Consider the following 15,593-nt stretch of genomic DNA (forward strand, 5'->3'; position numbering starts at 1 on the left):
GTCGTACCGCCGCCGGTTGTAGGCGCCCGTGCGGCGTACGTACCTGCCATCGTATGGATCGAACCGGAGCGGCGGATGTCGATTGCGTATCGCCCGGGTGATCGGCGCGGTAGCACCCGGATGGGCGGTCATCCCGGCGCCGAGATCGCTCCCTCGCGCAGCGCCTCGGCACGCTCGCGCGCTCGCAGGGTCACCATGCCGAGCACGAAGGTGGTGGCCGGATCGACCTCCGGTGCGAGCGACTCGGCCAACTCCGCGGTGACCACGGCGTCCTGGTATTCGCCCAACCCGTCCTGCAGCCCGGTCAACCGCGACAACCGTCGGCGGACCCGGCCCCGCCGGCCGCCGGCGACCTCGTTGGCGTAGCGGGCGCGTTTGACCGTCTTGCGGGCCCGGTGGATCAGCTCCGGTTCGCCGCGCGCGATCGCCCGCCGGGTACGCCGGTGGGCCCGATCGGCCGCGCGGTCACCGGCCGCGGACAGCTCGCTCGCCCGCACCAGCGCCCGGGTGGGGGGATCGCCGGCCCACCGATCGAGGGCCTCGGCGAGATCGTGGTGGCGCGCCGAGTCGAAGGTCGCCTCGAGCGCGCCGCGGGCGGCGTCCTCGCGGCGGGCGAGAGCGGCGTCGATCGCCTCCGCCGCCGCCGAGCGGGCCTGCGGCGGCAGCGGCAGGCCGTCGACGAGGGCGGCGATGATCGGCCGCTGGACCTGGACGTCGCGCACCGCCCCCCAGACGCCCGCGTACCAGGACAGTTCGTCGTCGAGTCGACCGACGTCGTCGGGGGTCAGCTCGAGGAACTGCGCGTAGACCCGCAGCACCGCGCGCAGGCGGCGGATCGCGACGCGGGTGCCGTGCACGACGTCGTCGCCGGCGAGCAGGGCCGCGCGGCCGTCGAGGATCGTGCGGGCCTGCACGGTGACGTAGCGGCCCAGCGAGGTGGTCCCGTCCGGGCGGTCGTCGAGGCGGCTCTTCGATCGGGAAACCATCGCCCGATTGTCCGCTTTTACTCGTCGGCTCGGGGGCGGTTTGGGAAAGCGCACCGACACGGCGTACTCTTGTAGGTCGGTGCTCGTATGCGCCGGTTTTGGCGTGTCTGTTCCCGGTGACGGGATCGACGCCATCCGGCGATGGGCACCACCGTATCGGAAACGAAGACAAGCAACCAGGCGTGCGGGCCGGGATCGCGGAGGACATGGCTAAGAAGGACGGCGCAATCGAGGTCGAGGGCCGGGTGGTCGAACCCCTGCCGAATGCGATGTTTCGCATCGAGCTGGAGAACGGACACAAGGTGCTCGCCCACATCAGCGGCAAGATGCGGCAGCACTACATCCGCATCCTTCCCGAGGACCGCGTCCTGGTCGAACTGTCCCCGTACGACCTCTCGCGTGGACGCATCGTCTACCGGTACAAGTAATCGCCCACCGAGTCCCCGGGTGGTCATCGACGCGTCGGTGACCGGCCGAGGGCTGTCGTTCGTTTGCCCATCCGGGTGAACAATCAGCAGGAGATCGAACAGACGTGAAGGTCAAGCCGAGCGTCAAGCCGATCTGCGAGAAGTGCAAGGTGATCCGCCGTAACGGGCGGGTCATGGTGATCTGCGAGAACCTGCGCCACAAGCAGCGTCAGGGCTGACCGAATCACCACTGCTCGAAGATCTTCTTGGCGGGTATAGCCCCTCCGCAAGGAACAATTGCAGACCTCTCGACACCAGCCACCCACACGGGGTGGCCCACCGCCGGCACGGAGGCCGGTGCCCCAACGGGGGACGGTGCGGGAGTAGACCTCCGCGACAACGTTAGGAATACCCAGCCACATGGCACGTGTTGCCGGCGTTGATCTGCCCCGCGAAAAGCGGATGGAGATCGCGCTCACCTATATCTACGGCATCGGCCGTACCCGGTCGAAGGAGATCCTCTCGGCCACCGGCATCAGTCCGGATCTGCGCAGTCGCGATCTGACCGACGATGACACCGCCAAGTTGCGCGAGTACATCGAGGCGACGCTCAAGGTCGAGGGTGACCTGCGTCGCGAGGTTCAGGCCGACATTCGTCGCAAGATCGAAATCGGCTGCTACCAGGGTCTGCGCCATCGGCGTGGCCTTCCGGTTCGCGGCCAGCGGACCAAGACCAATGCGCGCACCCGCAAGGGTCCGAAGCGCACCGTCGCCGGCAAGAAGAAGTAGGTAGTCCATGCCCCCGAAAGCACGCACCGCCGGGCCGAAGCGGACCCAGAAGACTCGGCGCCGCGACAAGAAGAACGTTCCGCACGGCAACGCCCACATCAAGAGCACGTTCAACAACACGATCGTGTCGATCACCGACCCGAACGGCAACGTGATCTCCTGGGCGTCGTCCGGCCACGTCGGATTCAAGGGATCGCGCAAGTCGACCCCGTTCGCCGCGCAGCTCGCCGCCGAGAATGCCGCCCGCAAGGCGCAGGAACACGGCGTCAAGAAGGTCGACGTCTTCGTCAAGGGCCCGGGTTCGGGTCGCGAGACGGCGATCCGATCGCTGCAGGCCGCCGGCCTCGAGGTCGGCACGATCTCCGACGTCACCCCGCAGCCGCACAACGGTTGCCGTCCGCCCAAGCGGCGACGCGTCTAAGCGGGAAAGGAAAAAGGTAGAACATCATGGCCCGTTACACCGGACCCATCACCCGCAAGTCGCGTCGTCTGCGCGTCGACCTCGTCGGAGGCGACCAGGCGTTCGAGCGTCGCCCCTATCCGCCCGGCCAGCACGGCCGTGCGCGGATCAAGGAGAGCGAGTACCTGCTGCAGCTGCAGGAGAAGCAGAAGGCGCGCTTCTCCTACGGCGTTCTGGAGAAGCAGTTCCGTCGCTACTACGACGAGGCCAACCGCCTCAAGGGCAAGACCGGCGACAACCTGCTCAAGCTGCTCGAGCTGCGGCTCGACAACGTCGTCTACCGCTCCGGTATCGCCCGCACGCGTCGTCAGGCGCGCCAGCTGGTGACCCACGGTCACTTCCTGGTCAACGGCAAGCCGGTCGACGTCCCCAGCTACCGCGTCTCGCAGTACGACATCATCGATGTTCGGGACAAGTCGGCCGCGACCCTGCCGTTCCAGGTCGCTCGCGAGACCTACGGCGATCGCCCGGTCCCGGGCTGGCTGCAGGTCGTCCCCGGTCGGCTGCGGATCCTGGTCCACCAGGAGCCCGAGCGTGCGCAGATCGAGGTGCCGCTGCAGGAACAGCTCATCGTCGAGTACTACTCGAAGTAACACCGGTACCCGGATCCGCCGAGGACATCTCCGCCGCGGATCCGGGTTTCCGTTCCATCGTGGCGTCATATGGCGGACGCCGGATATAGGAGTCACACAACTCATGCTCATCTCTCAGCGCCCGGTGCTGACCGAGGAAGTACTCGCCGAGAACCGCTCGAAGTTCGTCATCGAACCCCTCGAGCCGGGCTTCGGCTACACCCTCGGCAACTCGCTGCGCCGGACTCTGCTCTCGTCGATTCCCGGCACCGCGGTCACCAGCATCCGGATCGACGGCGTGCTGCACGAGTTCACCACCGTCCCCGGGGTCAAGGAGGATGTCACCGACATCATCCTGAACCTCAAGGGCCTCGTGGTGTCCTCCGAGGACGACGAGCCGGTGACGATGTACGTGCGCAAGCAGGGTCCGGGCGAGGTCACCGCGGGTGACATCGTTCCGCCCGCGGGTGTCACGGTCAACAACCCCGACCTGCACATCGCGACCCTCAACGACAAGGGCAAGCTCGAGATCGAGCTCGTCGTCGAGCGGGGCCGCGGCTATGTGCCCGCCGTGCAGAACAAGGCGGCCGGGGCCGAGATCGGACGCATCCCGGTCGACTCGATCTACTCGCCGGTCCTCAAGGTGACGTACAAGGTCGAGGCGACCCGCGTCGAGCAGCGCACCGACTTCGACCGGTTGGTGCTCGACGTCGAGACCAAGAACTCGATCAGCCCGCGCGACGCCCTGGCGTCCGCCGGCAAGACCCTGGTCGAGTTGTTCGGTCTGGCCCGTGAGCTCAACGTCGAGGCCGAGGGCATCGAGATCGGACCCTCGCCCGCCGAGGCCGATCACATCGCCTCGTTCGGGCTGCCGATCGAGGACCTCGACCTGACGGTGCGTTCGTACAACTGCCTCAAGCGCGAGGGCGTCCACACCGTGGGTGAGCTGGTGGCTCGTACCGAGTCCGATCTGCTCGACATCCGCAACTTCGGACAGAAGTCGATCGACGAGGTCAAGGTCAAGCTGCATTCGCTGGGTCTGTCGCTCAAGGACAGCCCGACGACCTTCGACCCGTCGAGCGTGCCCGGCTACGACGTCAACACCGGTACCTGGAACGACGCCGAGTCGACCACCGCCGGTGATCACGCCGAGCCGGACTTCGCCGAGACCGAACAGCTCTAGTTCAGGAGAACATTCCAATGCCCAAGCCCACCAAGGGTGCCCGCCTCGGGGGTTCGGCCTCGCACCAGAAGGCGATCCTGGCCAACCTGGCCACGTCGCTGTTCGAGCACGGCCGCATCACCACGACCGAGGCCAAGGCCAAGCGCCTGCGCCCGTACGCCGAAAAGCTGATCACCCACGCCAAGGCCGGCACGCTGGCCCACCGGCGTGAGGTGCTCAAGGTCATCCGCGACAAGGACGTCGTCCACAAGTTGTTCGCGGAGATCGGCCCGCACTTCGCCGAGCGCGCGGGTGGCTACACCCGCGTCGTCAAGACGATGCCGCGCCGGGGGGACAACGCCCCGCTCGCGATCATCGAGCTCGTGCAGGAGCAGACCGTCACCTCCGAGGCCAACCGCGCTCGTCGGGTCCAGGCCTCGCAGGCCGCCCCCGCCGCGCCGGCCGACGAGACCGTGGTCGAGGAGACCCCGGCCGCCGAGGCCGTCGACGAGGTCGTCGAGGCTCCCGCCGCCGAGGAGACCGCCGCCGAGACGGTCGCCGCGACCGAGGATGCCGCTGCGGATGATTCCGCCGAGGCGCCCGCGGCCGATACCGAGGACAAGAAGTAGTCGGACATCCTCGGGTGAACATCACCGACGTCGGCGAACCCGCCGATCCCACCGGGATCGGCGGGTTCGCTCGTTCTCGCACCGAGGGGTTCGCGCGCTACCGCCTCGACATCGCCTACGACGGCACCGACTTCAAGGGGTGGGCCCGGCAGCCGGGGCTGCGCACCGTCTGCGGCGAGCTCGAACGGGCGCTGTCGCTGATCCTGCGGCAGCCGATCACCCTGACCGTCGCCGGCCGCACCGACTCCGGGGTGCACGCCGACGGGCAGGTCGCGCATATGGACCTCGCGGACGGGGCGATCCCCGAGCCGACGCGCCTGGTCGGCCGGCTCGCGCGGATGCTGCCGCCCGATGTGCGCGTGCGTGCCATCGCGCCGGTATCGCCGGACTTCGACGCCCGCTTCTCGGCGCTGCGGCGGCATTACCGGTACCGGCTGACCACCGCCGCGCACGGCGCCGACCCACTGCGTGCCCGCGAGGTCGTCGGCTGGTCGCATCCGATCGATCGCGACGCGCTCGATCGCGCCTCCGCACGGCTGATCGGGCTGCACGATTTCGCCGCCTTCTGCCGACGCCGCGAGGGCGCGACCACCGTGCGCGACCTCCAGGACTTCGCCTGGGAGTCCGATGGCGACCTGCTGACCGCACGGGTGGTCGCCGACGCCTTCTGCTGGTCGATGGTGCGCTCGTTGGTCGGTGCGGTGCTGACCGTCGCCGGCGGACGGCGCCCGGTCGAGTGGATCGACGGGCTGCTGGCCGCCCGCGAGCGCGAGGGTGCGATCCCGGTCGCCCCGGCGAGAGGCCTGTCCCTGGTCGGTGTCGACTATCCGGACGCCGACCGGCTGGTCGAACGCAACCGCGTGACCCGCGATGTGCGCTCCGCGCCGACGGGCTCGGGCTGCTTCTGAGCGCGGCGGCGTGCGGGATGCGGTCACCTAGGCTGAGGGGATGACCGCCCATCTGGCGATGATCGTCGGCAGCGTGCGCCGGGGCCGCAAGGCGCCGTCGCCGGCACGCTGGGTATACGAGCGCATCTCCGCCGATCCCCGTTTCACCGTCGAGGTTCTCGATCTGGTCGACTGGGCTCTGCCCGCCGACCTGTCCGGCGGTGCGACCACCGACGCCTTCGCTGATCGGATCGCCGCCGCGGACGGCTTCGTGATCGTGACCCCCGAGTACAACCACGGCTATCCGGCCGCGCTCAAGAATGCGATCGATACCGTCAAACGCCCCTGGTACGCCAAGCCGGTCGGATTCGTCTCCTATGGCGGCTGGGGTGGTGGCATCCGCGCCGTCGAACAACTGCGCCAGGTGGTCGCCGAGGTGCACATGGTCGACGTGCGGCAATCGGTCGCTATCCGCGACCTCGGCGCCCGGTCGGGTGCCGGCGCGCCGGAGGCCGGCGGCGGGGCGCCCGGCCATCCCGACGAGGCGGCCGAGAGCGACCACCTCGACGCGATGCTCGACCAACTCGACTGGTGGGCGACGGTGCTGTCCGCGGCGCGGCGGGATCTGCCCTATCCGGGGAGCCGGCGCCGTCGGTGACCACCCCGGCGGGACCGCGCCGTGAATCCGGCCGTTCCGCGTACACGGGAACCTACGGTTCGGTATTCGTAGGAATGAGCGGTCCGATACGCGGCGAACGCGCGGCTTCGGGCCCGCGCACCGAGGATTCTTCGTACCAGGTTCTGGTCGGCGAGGTCGACAGTCGGCATCCGGGCGGGTGTGTATCGGGTCGCTCGGCGGAAAAATCATCCCTGAGTACGCGTACGACCGGTTGTGACGCTAATCTGTGGGCTTGTGGTACGAGGGAGGTTCGCCGGTCGGCAGCCTCGCCACGATGCAGGAGCGGGGGCCGGCAGCTCGTCGGCGTGGTGGAGGGCGGCCGGCTGGGTCGCGGCGGGGATCCCGGGGGTCCTCGTCATAGTGTTGTCGATCGCCAGCGTGGCGATCGACCCTTCGACGACCCTGCATGTCCTGCGGTTGCTCACCTCCGCGATCGCGGTGGTGGTCACCCTGCGCGTCGCCCTCGTCACCCGCCTGCTGCCACTGCACATCATGGCCGCGGGCACAGGCTTCTGGCTGATCGGTGATATCGCCGAGATCCTCGCCCAGATCGCGGCGAGCCCGCCGGTCGCGGCGGTACAGATCGCGCAATATGCGCACCTGATCGCACGGATCGTGTTGACCGTCTCCGCGCTCGCGGCGATGGGTTCGCTGCTCGGCGCCGCCACGCTGCGCCGCTCCACCGATACCCTGCTGTCCCTGCTGGTGGCGGCCTTCGCGGTGGTCACCCTGTCCCAGGTGACCGATGCCGGGCGGTACGCCTTCGCGATCACCGCGGTCGACGCCACCTATCTGACCCTCGCCGGGCTGGCGCTCTGTGGGGCCGGCGGACCCCAGCGCACGCCCTACCGCATTCTGCTGCTCGCGTCGCTGGTCCTGACGACCACCGACGTGATCGACATCTACGGCGACTACTTCTCCGCCTCCGTTCCGGACGGCGTCCTGCAGTTCGGTTGGGCCCTGCAATCGGTGATCCGCACGATCGGCGTCCTGATGATCTACCGCGGCTTCGGCCGGGGGATCACCACGATCGACGCGACGTTCCGCGAATCGCGCCCGATGCTGCTGGCCGTCTTGTCGGTGGTGGGCGCCGCGTCCGCGCTCGAACCGATCCGGCACTGGAGTGTCGCGAGCATCCTGCTGGGATTGGCGATCTGCGCGGTTGTCGCGGCCCGCGAGTGGATGATCACCGCCGAGCAGCGCAGCCTGGCCCGCTCGGAGGCGCGGGCGGCCGCGGAGTTGCTGCGGCAGGCCGAGTACGACGACCTCACCGGGCTCTATCGCCGCGACAGCATCCTGCGCCGGCTCGAGGCCGCGATGGCCGCGGGGCGGGTGTCCAATACCCCGGTCGCGGTGTTGTCGGTCGACCTCGACCACTTCAAGGAGATCAACGACACCTTCGGCCACGACACCGGCGACCGTGTGTTGCGGGGCCTGGCCGAACATCTGCGGCTGGCCGCCCGGACCGCGCAGATCGGTCGGTGGGGCGGTGACGAGTTCGTCGTCGTACAGGCCCCGGCGGGCACCGCCGGAGACCTCGAGCGACTGATGCGGGCGGTGGAGCAGGCGGTCGACACCGAGATCGACGTCGCCCCGGGGGCGGCGATCCGGCCGTCCGGCTCGGTGGGGCTCGCCGTCGTCGAGGACTGGGACGATCCCGCCAACGCCGCCGACGTCTTCGGGCCCGGCCAGCTGATCGCCCGCGCCGACCACCGCGCCGGGGAGGCCAAGCGCGGGGCGTTGCGCCGCCGGGCCAGCTCCGACGACCGCACCGCCGACCCGACCGATATGAGCTCCGCGCTGCGCGCGCTCGACGAGGAACGGCTCACCGTCTGGTACCAGCCGATCGTCGATCTGCGCACCGACCGGGTGGTGGGCGCCGAGGCGTTGATCCGCCTGATCGAACCGGACGGCACCGTGCGCTCGGCGGGCGAGTTCCTGCCGATGCTCGTCGCCGCCGGCCACGGCGACCACATCACCGATCTGGTGGTCCGCCAGTCCTTCGAGGACTTCGCCGGCGGCCCGGCCGCCGATATGGGTTGGGTGCTGTCGATCAACCTGTCCGAACGCGATCTCGCCGGCAGCCGGGCATTGGCGCTGATCCGTCGCGAGATGGAGCGCACCGGCCTGCCGGGCAACCGGTTGATCGTCGAGATCGACGAGCACATCGCCCCCGACGACCCGGTCGGCGCGGCGGTCGACGGACTGCGCGAGCTCGGGGTGGCGCTGGCCCTCGACGACTTCGGTGCCCGGTCGTCGTCGTTCGGGCAGATCTCCCACCTGCGGCCGACCTACCTCAAGCTCGACGCCGCGCTCGCCCCGCAGGCCCCCGGTGCGGTGGGCCGCACCGAATGGAGCACACCCGGTGTCGAACTGGCCGACGCCTTCACCCGGCTCGCCCACCAACTCGACATCCGCGTCGTCGCCGAGGGCATCGAGACCGCCGAACAACTCGAACTGATCCGGGGCATCTCCTGCGACCTCGGGCAGGGCTTCCACTGGTCCGGCGCCGTTCCGCTCGATCAGCTGATCGGGCTGGCCGCGGGCATCGATCAGGAGGCGACCGAGACGCAGCCGATCACCCGGCGCGGATCGCGCGGCCGGATCGCGCAGGCACCGGCGGAGTTCCCCGCCCGCTGATCCCCGTCGGTCGATTCATCGCGGTTGGTCCCCGTCGATTCTTCGCGGCTCGGCCCGAGGGTGTCAGCCCCGCCGCGCGCCGAGGCCCCCGGTGATCTCGGCCTCCGCCGCGATGGTGACCAGGGTCAGGCGCACCGCCCGCGGCCCCGCGGTCAGCACGACGCGATCGTCGCCGGGCGCCGGCTGGACGATCGTCACGTCGGGGTCCTCGACCGGCCAGAACGCCGCGTCGTCGGCGACGTGGATCAGGGTGCCGGCGGCCTCCGGCGGGTCGGCGTAGGGCCCGTCGAGCAACACCGCGTCGAATCGGGTCAGACCGCCCTCCGGCCGGGTCTGCGCCGCTTCCACGGTCAGCTGATCGTCCGGGACCGCGCGCGCGAGCGGCTGCCACGCGCTCGGGCGGTCGGTGATCACCAGCAGCCGGCCGCCGATAGCGATCGCGCGCAGGGCCAGTTGCAGCGCGACGAACAGCTCGCCCGCGACGTAGGTGCGGGCCACACCGCGCCCGAAGAGCCGGGCGGTCACCCCCGCGCCGGCCGCGTCCGAACCGACCAGCTGACCGCCGGCTCCCGCGGGGACGACGATCCGCCCGAGTTCGGCGACCGGTAGCTCGCCGAACGGGGCGAACCGATCGTGATCGGTGGCGGTCGCCGGCAGATGCGAGAGGATCGCGACGCCGCGCGGTACCGGCAGCGACCGGGCCGGATGCGTCGCGCCGTCCGGCTGCCGCCCGCGCGCGAGGTAGCCCGCCGCGACCAGCACCCGGTCGCGGTCGCGATGCGGGCGGAGCCGAATCGTCGTGGTGATCGAGTCCTCGGGCAGCCCCCAGACCGCGTTGAGCGTGCTCGAGTCGATCGTCGCGGAGGCCAGGGCCCGGCCGCGGGCCTCGTCGGGAACCTCCGGATCGGCGTCGGTGGTGACGATCTGGCGCGATACCGAGTCGAGTTCGGCGGCGGTCAGCACGCGGGCGCGCAGCCCGTCGCCCGACAGCGCGGTCACCATCCGCGCCGCGGTCACCGACAGCGCCCGCGCCGCCCCACCGCCGCGCCCGCCGCGCCGGTCGACCGCGCGCCGGTTGCGCGGAACACTCATCGTCAGGACCACCCAGGTCGACCGTTCGGCCGCGATCGGCAGATCGCCGATCAGCCGACGGTAGACCTCGCCCGCGGTACCCGACGACATACTCCGCCGGCCGTGGCAGATCACGTCGATCCCGTCGAGCTCGACGTCGACCCCGGTGAGGCTGCGCGCCAGCGTCGCCAACGGGATCGCCCGATCCGGCTCGCAGCGACCGGTGGCCACCGTGGTGAACCCGCCGGAACGCGGCAGGATCTCGACGACCGCTGTCAGCAGATCGCGATGCCTGTGCAGCCCGATCACCCCGCCGTCCGGGGTGGTCCAGGCGAAGGTGTCCACCTGCGGCTGCGCGCCCGTTCGACGCAGGCGGCCGCCGATCCGTTCGAGCAGGCTGCGCCCGCGGACCGGGCTCGCGGTGGCGGCGGCGACGACCGCACCGCCGACCGCGGCCCAGACCGGCGCCGCCCCGGTGAACGGAATTCCCACCGCCACAGCGGATCCGAGGAGCACCGCGGTAACGGTCGGTCCGGTGCGCAGCGGGCCCGGACGAGGGGTGGTCGCGGCGGTGTCGTCGGGGTCGGTCACGATCTGCCTCCGGGTTGGCTGCTCGGTCGACGGTAGGGTGTGCGCTGGCACGCGGCCGGTGGGGAGCCGCGATCGGAATCGGCCGCGGTCGATTCCTGCCGGGGATCGATCGACGGGGGAGGCACGACGTGGCGGCAACGCCGACAACGCGATGGCAGGTGGGGGGCCACCGCTTTCTGGTTCGCCGACTCGAGCACGCGATCGTGCGGCGCGACCCCCGGATGATCCACGACCCGATGCGCTCGCAATCGCGGGCGCTGATGGTCGGCGCGGTCCTGGCGGTGATCGGCCTGGCGGTCGCGGGCGCGCTGGCATTGTTCCGCCCCCGGGACACGGTGGGGGACGCGGCGATTCTGGTGGGCCGCGATTCCGCCGCGCTCTACGTCGTCGAGGACGGGGTGGTCCACCCGACCACCAATCTGGCCTCCGCGCGGCTGGTGGTCGGCAGCCCCGACGAGCCGACGCGGGTATCGGACTCCCAACTGGGGGAGTATCCGGTCGGGCCGCTGGTCGGCATCGTCGGAGCGCCGTCCGCGCTGCCCGCCGACACCGCGGACCCCCGGCCGGTCTGGGCGGTCTGCGATACGTTGCGCGACGGCCATCCCGAGCCGGTGTCCACGGCGGTGCTGGTCACCGGCGCCGCGGCCCCGGATGCGGTCCGGCCCCTCGGCGATCGGCAGGCGCTGTTGTGGAGCAACGCCGGGCGCACCTTTCTGGTGCACGGCGGTGTCCGCTCCGCGGTCGACATCAACGATCGCGCCGTGGTGCGGGCGCTCGGCCTCGATCCCGCCGCGGTCACTCCGGTCTCGACGTCGGTGCTCGACGCGGTGCGCGAGGTCCCCGCGATCTATCCGCCGGTGATCCCGCGGGTCGGCGAGCCACCGACCCAACCGTTCGGGGATCGGCCGATCGGATCGGTGGTCACCGTCGAACGCAACGACGGCGCCGAGTACTACCTCGTGCTCGACGACGGTGTCCAGCAGATCCCGGCCACCGTCGCGGACCTGATCCGCTACGCCGACGCCCGCACCGGCGCCACGATCGATGTGGTCGCCCCCGGCGAGTTGTCCGATGTCCCGACCACCGCGCGGCCGGTCTCGATCGACATGTTTCCGACCGAGCCGCTCGACGTGATCGCCCGCGGCGTCCACACCGTGCAATGCCTGACGTGGACGTCGAGCACGCCGACCGAGGCGGCCGACGGTGGCGAACTGCGGGCCGATGTGGCGGTCGCGGTCGGGTCGACACTGCCGCTGCCCGCCGACGCGCGGATGACCGAGTTGGCCGGCGCGGACGGTCCGGGACCGCTGATCGATGCGGTGCACATCGACCGGCCGGTGGGCTACTTCGCGGTCGCCACGGGTGCCGGGACGAGCGAGGTCCGCCGGGACGGCGCCTTCGTGGTCGCGAATACCGGTGTGCGTTACGGGGTTCCGGATGTCGAGGCGCAGGAGGCGTTGGGTGTGGGGCTCGCGACCGCCGGGCCCTGGCCGATCCTGCGGCTGCTGCCGGAGGGGCCGGTGCTCGCCCGCGACCGGGCGCGGGTCCTTCACGACGGTGACCTGCCCGACGAGGCGGTGCGGTCCCTCGGCGAACGGTAGCGGCGGCGCACCGCTCGGCGCGGGCGCGCGCCGGTGGCCGACCGGCCGGGCCGGATCGCGGCGACCAGTAGCGGGGTCAGCAACGCCAGCACCGCCGCGATGATCAGCGCCGCGGTCGCCGCTCGCCGGTCGGGCGGCGCCGGGGCGGGAGTCTCGGCGAGCAGCGTCTCGATCGGGCGATCCGGCACCGCCGGCGGGGGCACGTCGAAGGTGACGGCGGCGAGGGGATCGACCGTGCCGCGGCCGACCATCGGATTCCACCCACCCGCGGGCGCCCGGGCGGTCTCGACGATGCGCCGGATCACCTCGGCGGCGGGCATCTCGGGATAGCGCGAACGCACCAGCGCCGCGGTCGCCGCGACCAGCGGCGCGGCGAAGCTGGTGCCCGCGTACGGGACCGCGTCGCCGCGGCTGTCGCGGTACCCGTCGGTCAGGTCGTCGCCTCGCGGATTCAACGACACCACCGACGTGCCCGGTGCGGCGACGTCGACCCACGGGCCGCCCAGGGAGAAGCTCGACGGGGCGCCGGACGGGTCGGTCGAGCCGACCGTCAACACCCAGTCGTCGAAGTAGGCGGGCGAGGCGAATGTCGCGACCCGCGGCCACGGATCGGCGTCGGGATGGGCGGGATCGGGGCCGGGGTTCTGCTGGGCGCAGTCCGAGGTGCTGCCGACGTTGCCGGCCGCGGCGACGATGACCACGTCGCGTTCGACGGCCGCGTACTGCAGCGCGGCGGCCAACGATCCGTCGCCGAGGCCGGTCCCCGCCGGGGCGCACGCCACCTCGGAGATGTTGATGACGGTGGCGCCGAGGTCGGCGGCGTGCCGGACCGCCGAGGCCATCGTGCGCACATTGCCGTAGCCGGAGGAGGTCGCGCCGGTCTCGTCCCGCTCGGGGGAGCCGACCGCGGAGAAGGCGCTGCTCGACTGGCGGATCGACAGGATGGTCGCGTCCGGCGCGCCGCCGGAGAATCCGGAACCGGGCACCGGGGTCGCGGCGATCAGCCCGGCGACCAGGGTGCCGTGCCCGTCGCAGTCCTCGAGGCCGTCCCCGCCGGCGACGTAGTCGCCCGCCGCCTCGAGATTCGGCAACCGGGGATGCGGGGAGATGCCGGTGTCGATGACCGCGATGCGTTGGCCGGCGCCGCGGGTGAACGGCCACACCGCGCCGAAGTCGAGCAGGCGCAACTGTTCCGGCGGTTCGGCCGGGTCGCCGATCGGCGTCGTATCGGTGCACAGGGTGCGCTGCTCGGTGGCATCGGGCGGCGACGGCGTGCCGGCGGCGGGCACGGCCGCGGGGTCGGCGATCGGCGGTTGGGCGCCGGCCGGAACGACTCCCGGGCCGAGGCCGATGCCGAGCAGGATCGCCGCGACCATCGCGGCCGCCGGCAGCCGGCGGGTCGCGCGCGGACCGTTCACAGGTTGCGGACGAGGGCGAACAGGCCCGCGACCCAGAACAGCAGCGGCACGACCGCCGCGGTGGCCGCCAACTCCAGGTATTCGACCGCCCGCCGGGCGGTGGGCGGGAAGGTGCGCACCGCCGCGATCGTCCCGAGCACCAGGCAGATCGCGATACCGGCCAGGGCGATCAGCAGCGCCACCCACCAGAGCCCGGGGCGACCGATCGCGACGCCGAGGACCGCGGCGACCGGGATCGCCGCACCGGCGACGATCATCGCGGTCACCTGCCGACTGCCCACGTAGCTGCGGGCCCGCAACATCAGCATGAGCGCGACCACCGCGGCCAGCAGCAGACCGGGCAGATGCGGCTGGCCCAGCCGCTCGACCAGGCCTGCGGCGATCGGCCCATCGCCGACCGCACCGGCGGCGACCTCCGAGGTCGGTGTCGCGAAGGGCAGGGCGACGATCGTGCCGAGAACGGCGACCGCCACCGCGGCCGCGCTGCCCGCGACGTGGCCGGAGAGGTACTCGTCGGCGCGATTCGCCCGGGCCAGCACCGCATCGACGTCCTCATCGATCGGCTCGTCGTCGACCGGTTCGGTCGCGTCGGCCGGCGCGGTGCGGGGGATGACCGGCACCGCGAGCCCGGCGGCGAAGATCGACAGCCTCGGCCCGAGGATCAGCAGGATCAACCCGACGGCCACCACGATCGCCGCGCTGATCCGCGCGGTGGTGATGTCCGCGGTCACCACGGCCAACCACAGCGTCATCAGGCCGCTGAACAGGATGATCGCCGTCGCGGTGGCGTAGCCGACCGACAGGGCGCGGCGGCCGATCGCGGCGACGGCGCAGACCGCCGCGCAACCGGCCAGGCCCGCGGCGGCGGGGTCGTTCGGCGGCAGGATCCGCGCCGCGCCGACAAAGGCCGGGGCGAGCGCGCAGGCGGCGACAACCGCGCCGGTCCGCGGATCGCCGAGCAGTCGGTCGATCGCGATGCCGCCGCCGAGCAGCATCGCCGCGAGCACCAGTCCGACGATCGCGGCCACCATCGTCGAGGTCGGTGCCGTCAGGATCGCCGCGCCGAGGGCCACCGAGGCGATCGGAGTGAGCAGATAGCCCAGCCGGCGGGCGTCGGTCGCCTCCCATCGGCGGGGACCGACCACCTCGGCGTAGGCGTTGGCGATGTCGTCGAACAGCGGTGGCGGGTGCGGGGAGTCGCTGTCGGTCAACAGCAGCAGGTCGCCGTCGCGGATACCGGAATCGCCGAGCGAACGGCCGGGCGGCAGGGCCGCGGCGCCGACCGGGGTCAGCGACCAGGATCGGGTTCGGCCGGCGGTGGTGACCCCGTCGTCGCCGGTGCGGTCGGTGACCAGGGTGACGATGCCGGGGATCAGCCGACCGATCGGGACCGCCGCCGGCAGGGCGATATCGATCTCGACCGAGCGCGCCGCGATGGTCACCCGGCACATCTCGGGGACGAGCAGTCCCTCGTCGGTATCGGTCGGAATCGGCCCCGACGCCTGCGTCGTCGTCATCTGATCCCCCCGGACCTGTTCTCGCGCACGCTGTGTTCCCGGTGCGCTGCCCTCGTCTCGCGCACCGCCGTATCCCGGCGCCCCGCGCATCCCCTCGCCACCGGGACTGTACGACACTCCAGGTCGGTATCGTCGCCCACCGCAGACCATTCGGACAAACCCAAACTAGAGGTCGGTTTGGTTC

Annotated in this window: 15 protein-coding genes; 11 read left to right on the forward strand and 4 right to left on the reverse strand. The window is 71.5% G+C overall.

Annotation, left to right across the window (positions count from 1 at the left end; genetic code table 11):
• Positions 1-128 precede the first annotated feature (128 nt).
• Positions 129-986 (reverse strand): CHAD domain-containing protein, encoded by an 858-nt coding sequence (locus tag MB1_RS07490; protein ID WP_066905306.1) that lies wholly within the window; start codon positions 984-986, stop codon positions 129-131.
• A 206-nt stretch (positions 987-1,192) separates the two neighbouring features.
• Between MB1_RS07490 and infA the strand changes: the two genes are divergently transcribed.
• The 10 genes from infA (at position 1,193) to MB1_RS07540 (ending at position 9,211) form a co-directional block, all read left to right on the forward strand.
• Positions 1,193-1,414: a translation initiation factor IF-1 gene (infA, locus tag MB1_RS07495; RefSeq protein ID WP_066905648.1), complete on the forward strand. Its 222-nt coding sequence runs from the start codon at positions 1,193-1,195 to the stop codon at positions 1,412-1,414.
• Between the two features lie 104 nt (positions 1,415-1,518).
• On the forward strand, positions 1,519-1,632 hold the full coding sequence (gene rpmJ / locus MB1_RS07500) for a 50S ribosomal protein L36 (protein ID WP_026917227.1): 114 nt from the start codon (positions 1,519-1,521) through the stop codon (positions 1,630-1,632).
• Positions 1,633-1,813: 181 nt separating this feature from the next.
• Positions 1,814-2,182 carry a 30S ribosomal protein S13 gene (gene rpsM, locus MB1_RS07505; protein WP_066905308.1) on the forward strand — a complete coding sequence of 123 codons (369 nt, stop codon included), beginning with the start codon at positions 1,814-1,816 and terminating at the stop codon, positions 2,180-2,182.
• Positions 2,183-2,189: 7 nt separating this feature from the next.
• Positions 2,190-2,603: a 30S ribosomal protein S11 gene (gene rpsK / locus MB1_RS07510; RefSeq protein ID WP_066905311.1), complete on the forward strand. Its 414-nt coding sequence runs from the start codon at positions 2,190-2,192 to the stop codon at positions 2,601-2,603.
• A gap of 26 nt (positions 2,604-2,629) precedes the next feature.
• Positions 2,630-3,235, forward strand: coding sequence for a 30S ribosomal protein S4 (gene rpsD, locus MB1_RS07515; RefSeq protein WP_066905313.1), 606 nt, complete (start codon positions 2,630-2,632; stop codon positions 3,233-3,235).
• Positions 3,236-3,338: 103 nt separating this feature from the next.
• Positions 3,339-4,397: a DNA-directed RNA polymerase subunit alpha gene (locus MB1_RS07520; RefSeq protein WP_066905315.1), complete on the forward strand. Its 1,059-nt coding sequence runs from the start codon at positions 3,339-3,341 to the stop codon at positions 4,395-4,397.
• Between the two features lie 17 nt (positions 4,398-4,414).
• Positions 4,415-5,005, forward strand: a complete 591-nt coding sequence (gene rplQ / locus MB1_RS07525; protein WP_066905317.1) for a 50S ribosomal protein L17 — start codon at positions 4,415-4,417, stop codon at positions 5,003-5,005.
• A gap of 56 nt (positions 5,006-5,061) precedes the next feature.
• Positions 5,062-5,913: a tRNA pseudouridine(38-40) synthase TruA gene (gene truA / locus MB1_RS07530; protein ID WP_066905650.1), complete on the forward strand. Its 852-nt coding sequence runs from the start codon at positions 5,062-5,064 to the stop codon at positions 5,911-5,913.
• Positions 5,914-5,953: 40 nt separating this feature from the next.
• Positions 5,954-6,550: an NADPH-dependent FMN reductase gene (locus tag MB1_RS07535; RefSeq protein WP_066905319.1), complete on the forward strand. Its 597-nt coding sequence runs from the start codon at positions 5,954-5,956 to the stop codon at positions 6,548-6,550.
• Positions 6,551-6,949: 399 nt separating this feature from the next.
• The gene (locus tag MB1_RS07540; RefSeq protein WP_066905321.1) at positions 6,950-9,211 is read left to right on the forward strand and encodes a putative bifunctional diguanylate cyclase/phosphodiesterase; all 2,262 of its coding nucleotides are present in this window, start codon (positions 6,950-6,952) and stop codon (positions 9,209-9,211) included.
• Between the two features lie 63 nt (positions 9,212-9,274).
• Here the strand turns inward: MB1_RS07540 and eccE are convergent, their stop codons facing one another.
• Positions 9,275-10,873 (reverse strand): type VII secretion protein EccE, encoded by a 1,599-nt coding sequence (gene eccE, locus MB1_RS25585; RefSeq protein WP_066905323.1) that lies wholly within the window; start codon positions 10,871-10,873, stop codon positions 9,275-9,277.
• Positions 10,874-11,001: 128 nt separating this feature from the next.
• Between eccE and eccB the strand changes: the two genes are divergently transcribed.
• Positions 11,002-12,474, forward strand: a complete 1,473-nt coding sequence (eccB, locus tag MB1_RS07550; protein WP_066905325.1) for a type VII secretion protein EccB — start codon at positions 11,002-11,004, stop codon at positions 12,472-12,474.
• Here the strand turns inward: eccB and mycP are convergent.
• Positions 12,423-13,850 (reverse strand): type VII secretion-associated serine protease mycosin, encoded by a 1,428-nt coding sequence (mycP, locus tag MB1_RS07555; RefSeq protein ID WP_084351213.1) that lies wholly within the window; start codon positions 13,848-13,850, stop codon positions 12,423-12,425. The genes eccB and mycP overlap by 52 nt on opposite strands.
• A 38-nt stretch (positions 13,851-13,888) precedes the next feature.
• The gene (gene eccD, locus MB1_RS07560; RefSeq protein ID WP_066905327.1) at positions 13,889-15,409 is read right to left on the reverse strand and encodes a type VII secretion integral membrane protein EccD; all 1,521 of its coding nucleotides are present in this window, start codon (positions 15,407-15,409) and stop codon (positions 13,889-13,891) included.
• Between the last annotated feature and the right edge of the window lie 184 nt (positions 15,410-15,593).

This window comes from Millisia brevis NBRC 105863 (assembly GCF_001552615.1).
Classification (GTDB): domain Bacteria; phylum Actinomycetota; class Actinomycetes; order Mycobacteriales; family Mycobacteriaceae; genus Millisia; species Millisia brevis.

What these genes read in the sequence shown, in the direction of transcription:
- MB1_RS07490 (WP_066905306.1), bottom strand. Translation starts at nt 986, where the DNA reads ATGGTTTCCCGATCGAAGAGCCGCCTCGACGACCGCCCGGACGGGACC.
- infA (WP_066905648.1), top strand. Translation starts at nt 1,193, where the DNA reads ATGGCTAAGAAGGACGGCGCAATCGAGGTCGAGGGCCGGGTGGTCGAA.
- rpsM (WP_066905308.1), top strand. Translation starts at nt 1,814, where the DNA reads ATGGCACGTGTTGCCGGCGTTGATCTGCCCCGCGAAAAGCGGATGGAG.
- rpsK (WP_066905311.1), top strand. Translation starts at nt 2,190, where the DNA reads ATGCCCCCGAAAGCACGCACCGCCGGGCCGAAGCGGACCCAGAAGACT.
- rpsD (WP_066905313.1), top strand. Translation starts at nt 2,630, where the DNA reads ATGGCCCGTTACACCGGACCCATCACCCGCAAGTCGCGTCGTCTGCGC.
- MB1_RS07520 (WP_066905315.1), top strand. Translation starts at nt 3,339, where the DNA reads ATGCTCATCTCTCAGCGCCCGGTGCTGACCGAGGAAGTACTCGCCGAG.
- rplQ (WP_066905317.1), top strand. Translation starts at nt 4,415, where the DNA reads ATGCCCAAGCCCACCAAGGGTGCCCGCCTCGGGGGTTCGGCCTCGCAC.
- MB1_RS07535 (WP_066905319.1), top strand. Translation starts at nt 5,954, where the DNA reads ATGACCGCCCATCTGGCGATGATCGTCGGCAGCGTGCGCCGGGGCCGC.
- mycP (WP_084351213.1), bottom strand. Translation starts at nt 13,850, where the DNA reads ATGGTCGCGGCGATCCTGCTCGGCATCGGCCTCGGCCCGGGAGTCGTT.
- eccD (WP_066905327.1), bottom strand. Translation starts at nt 15,409, where the DNA reads ATGACGACGACGCAGGCGTCGGGGCCGATTCCGACCGATACCGACGAG.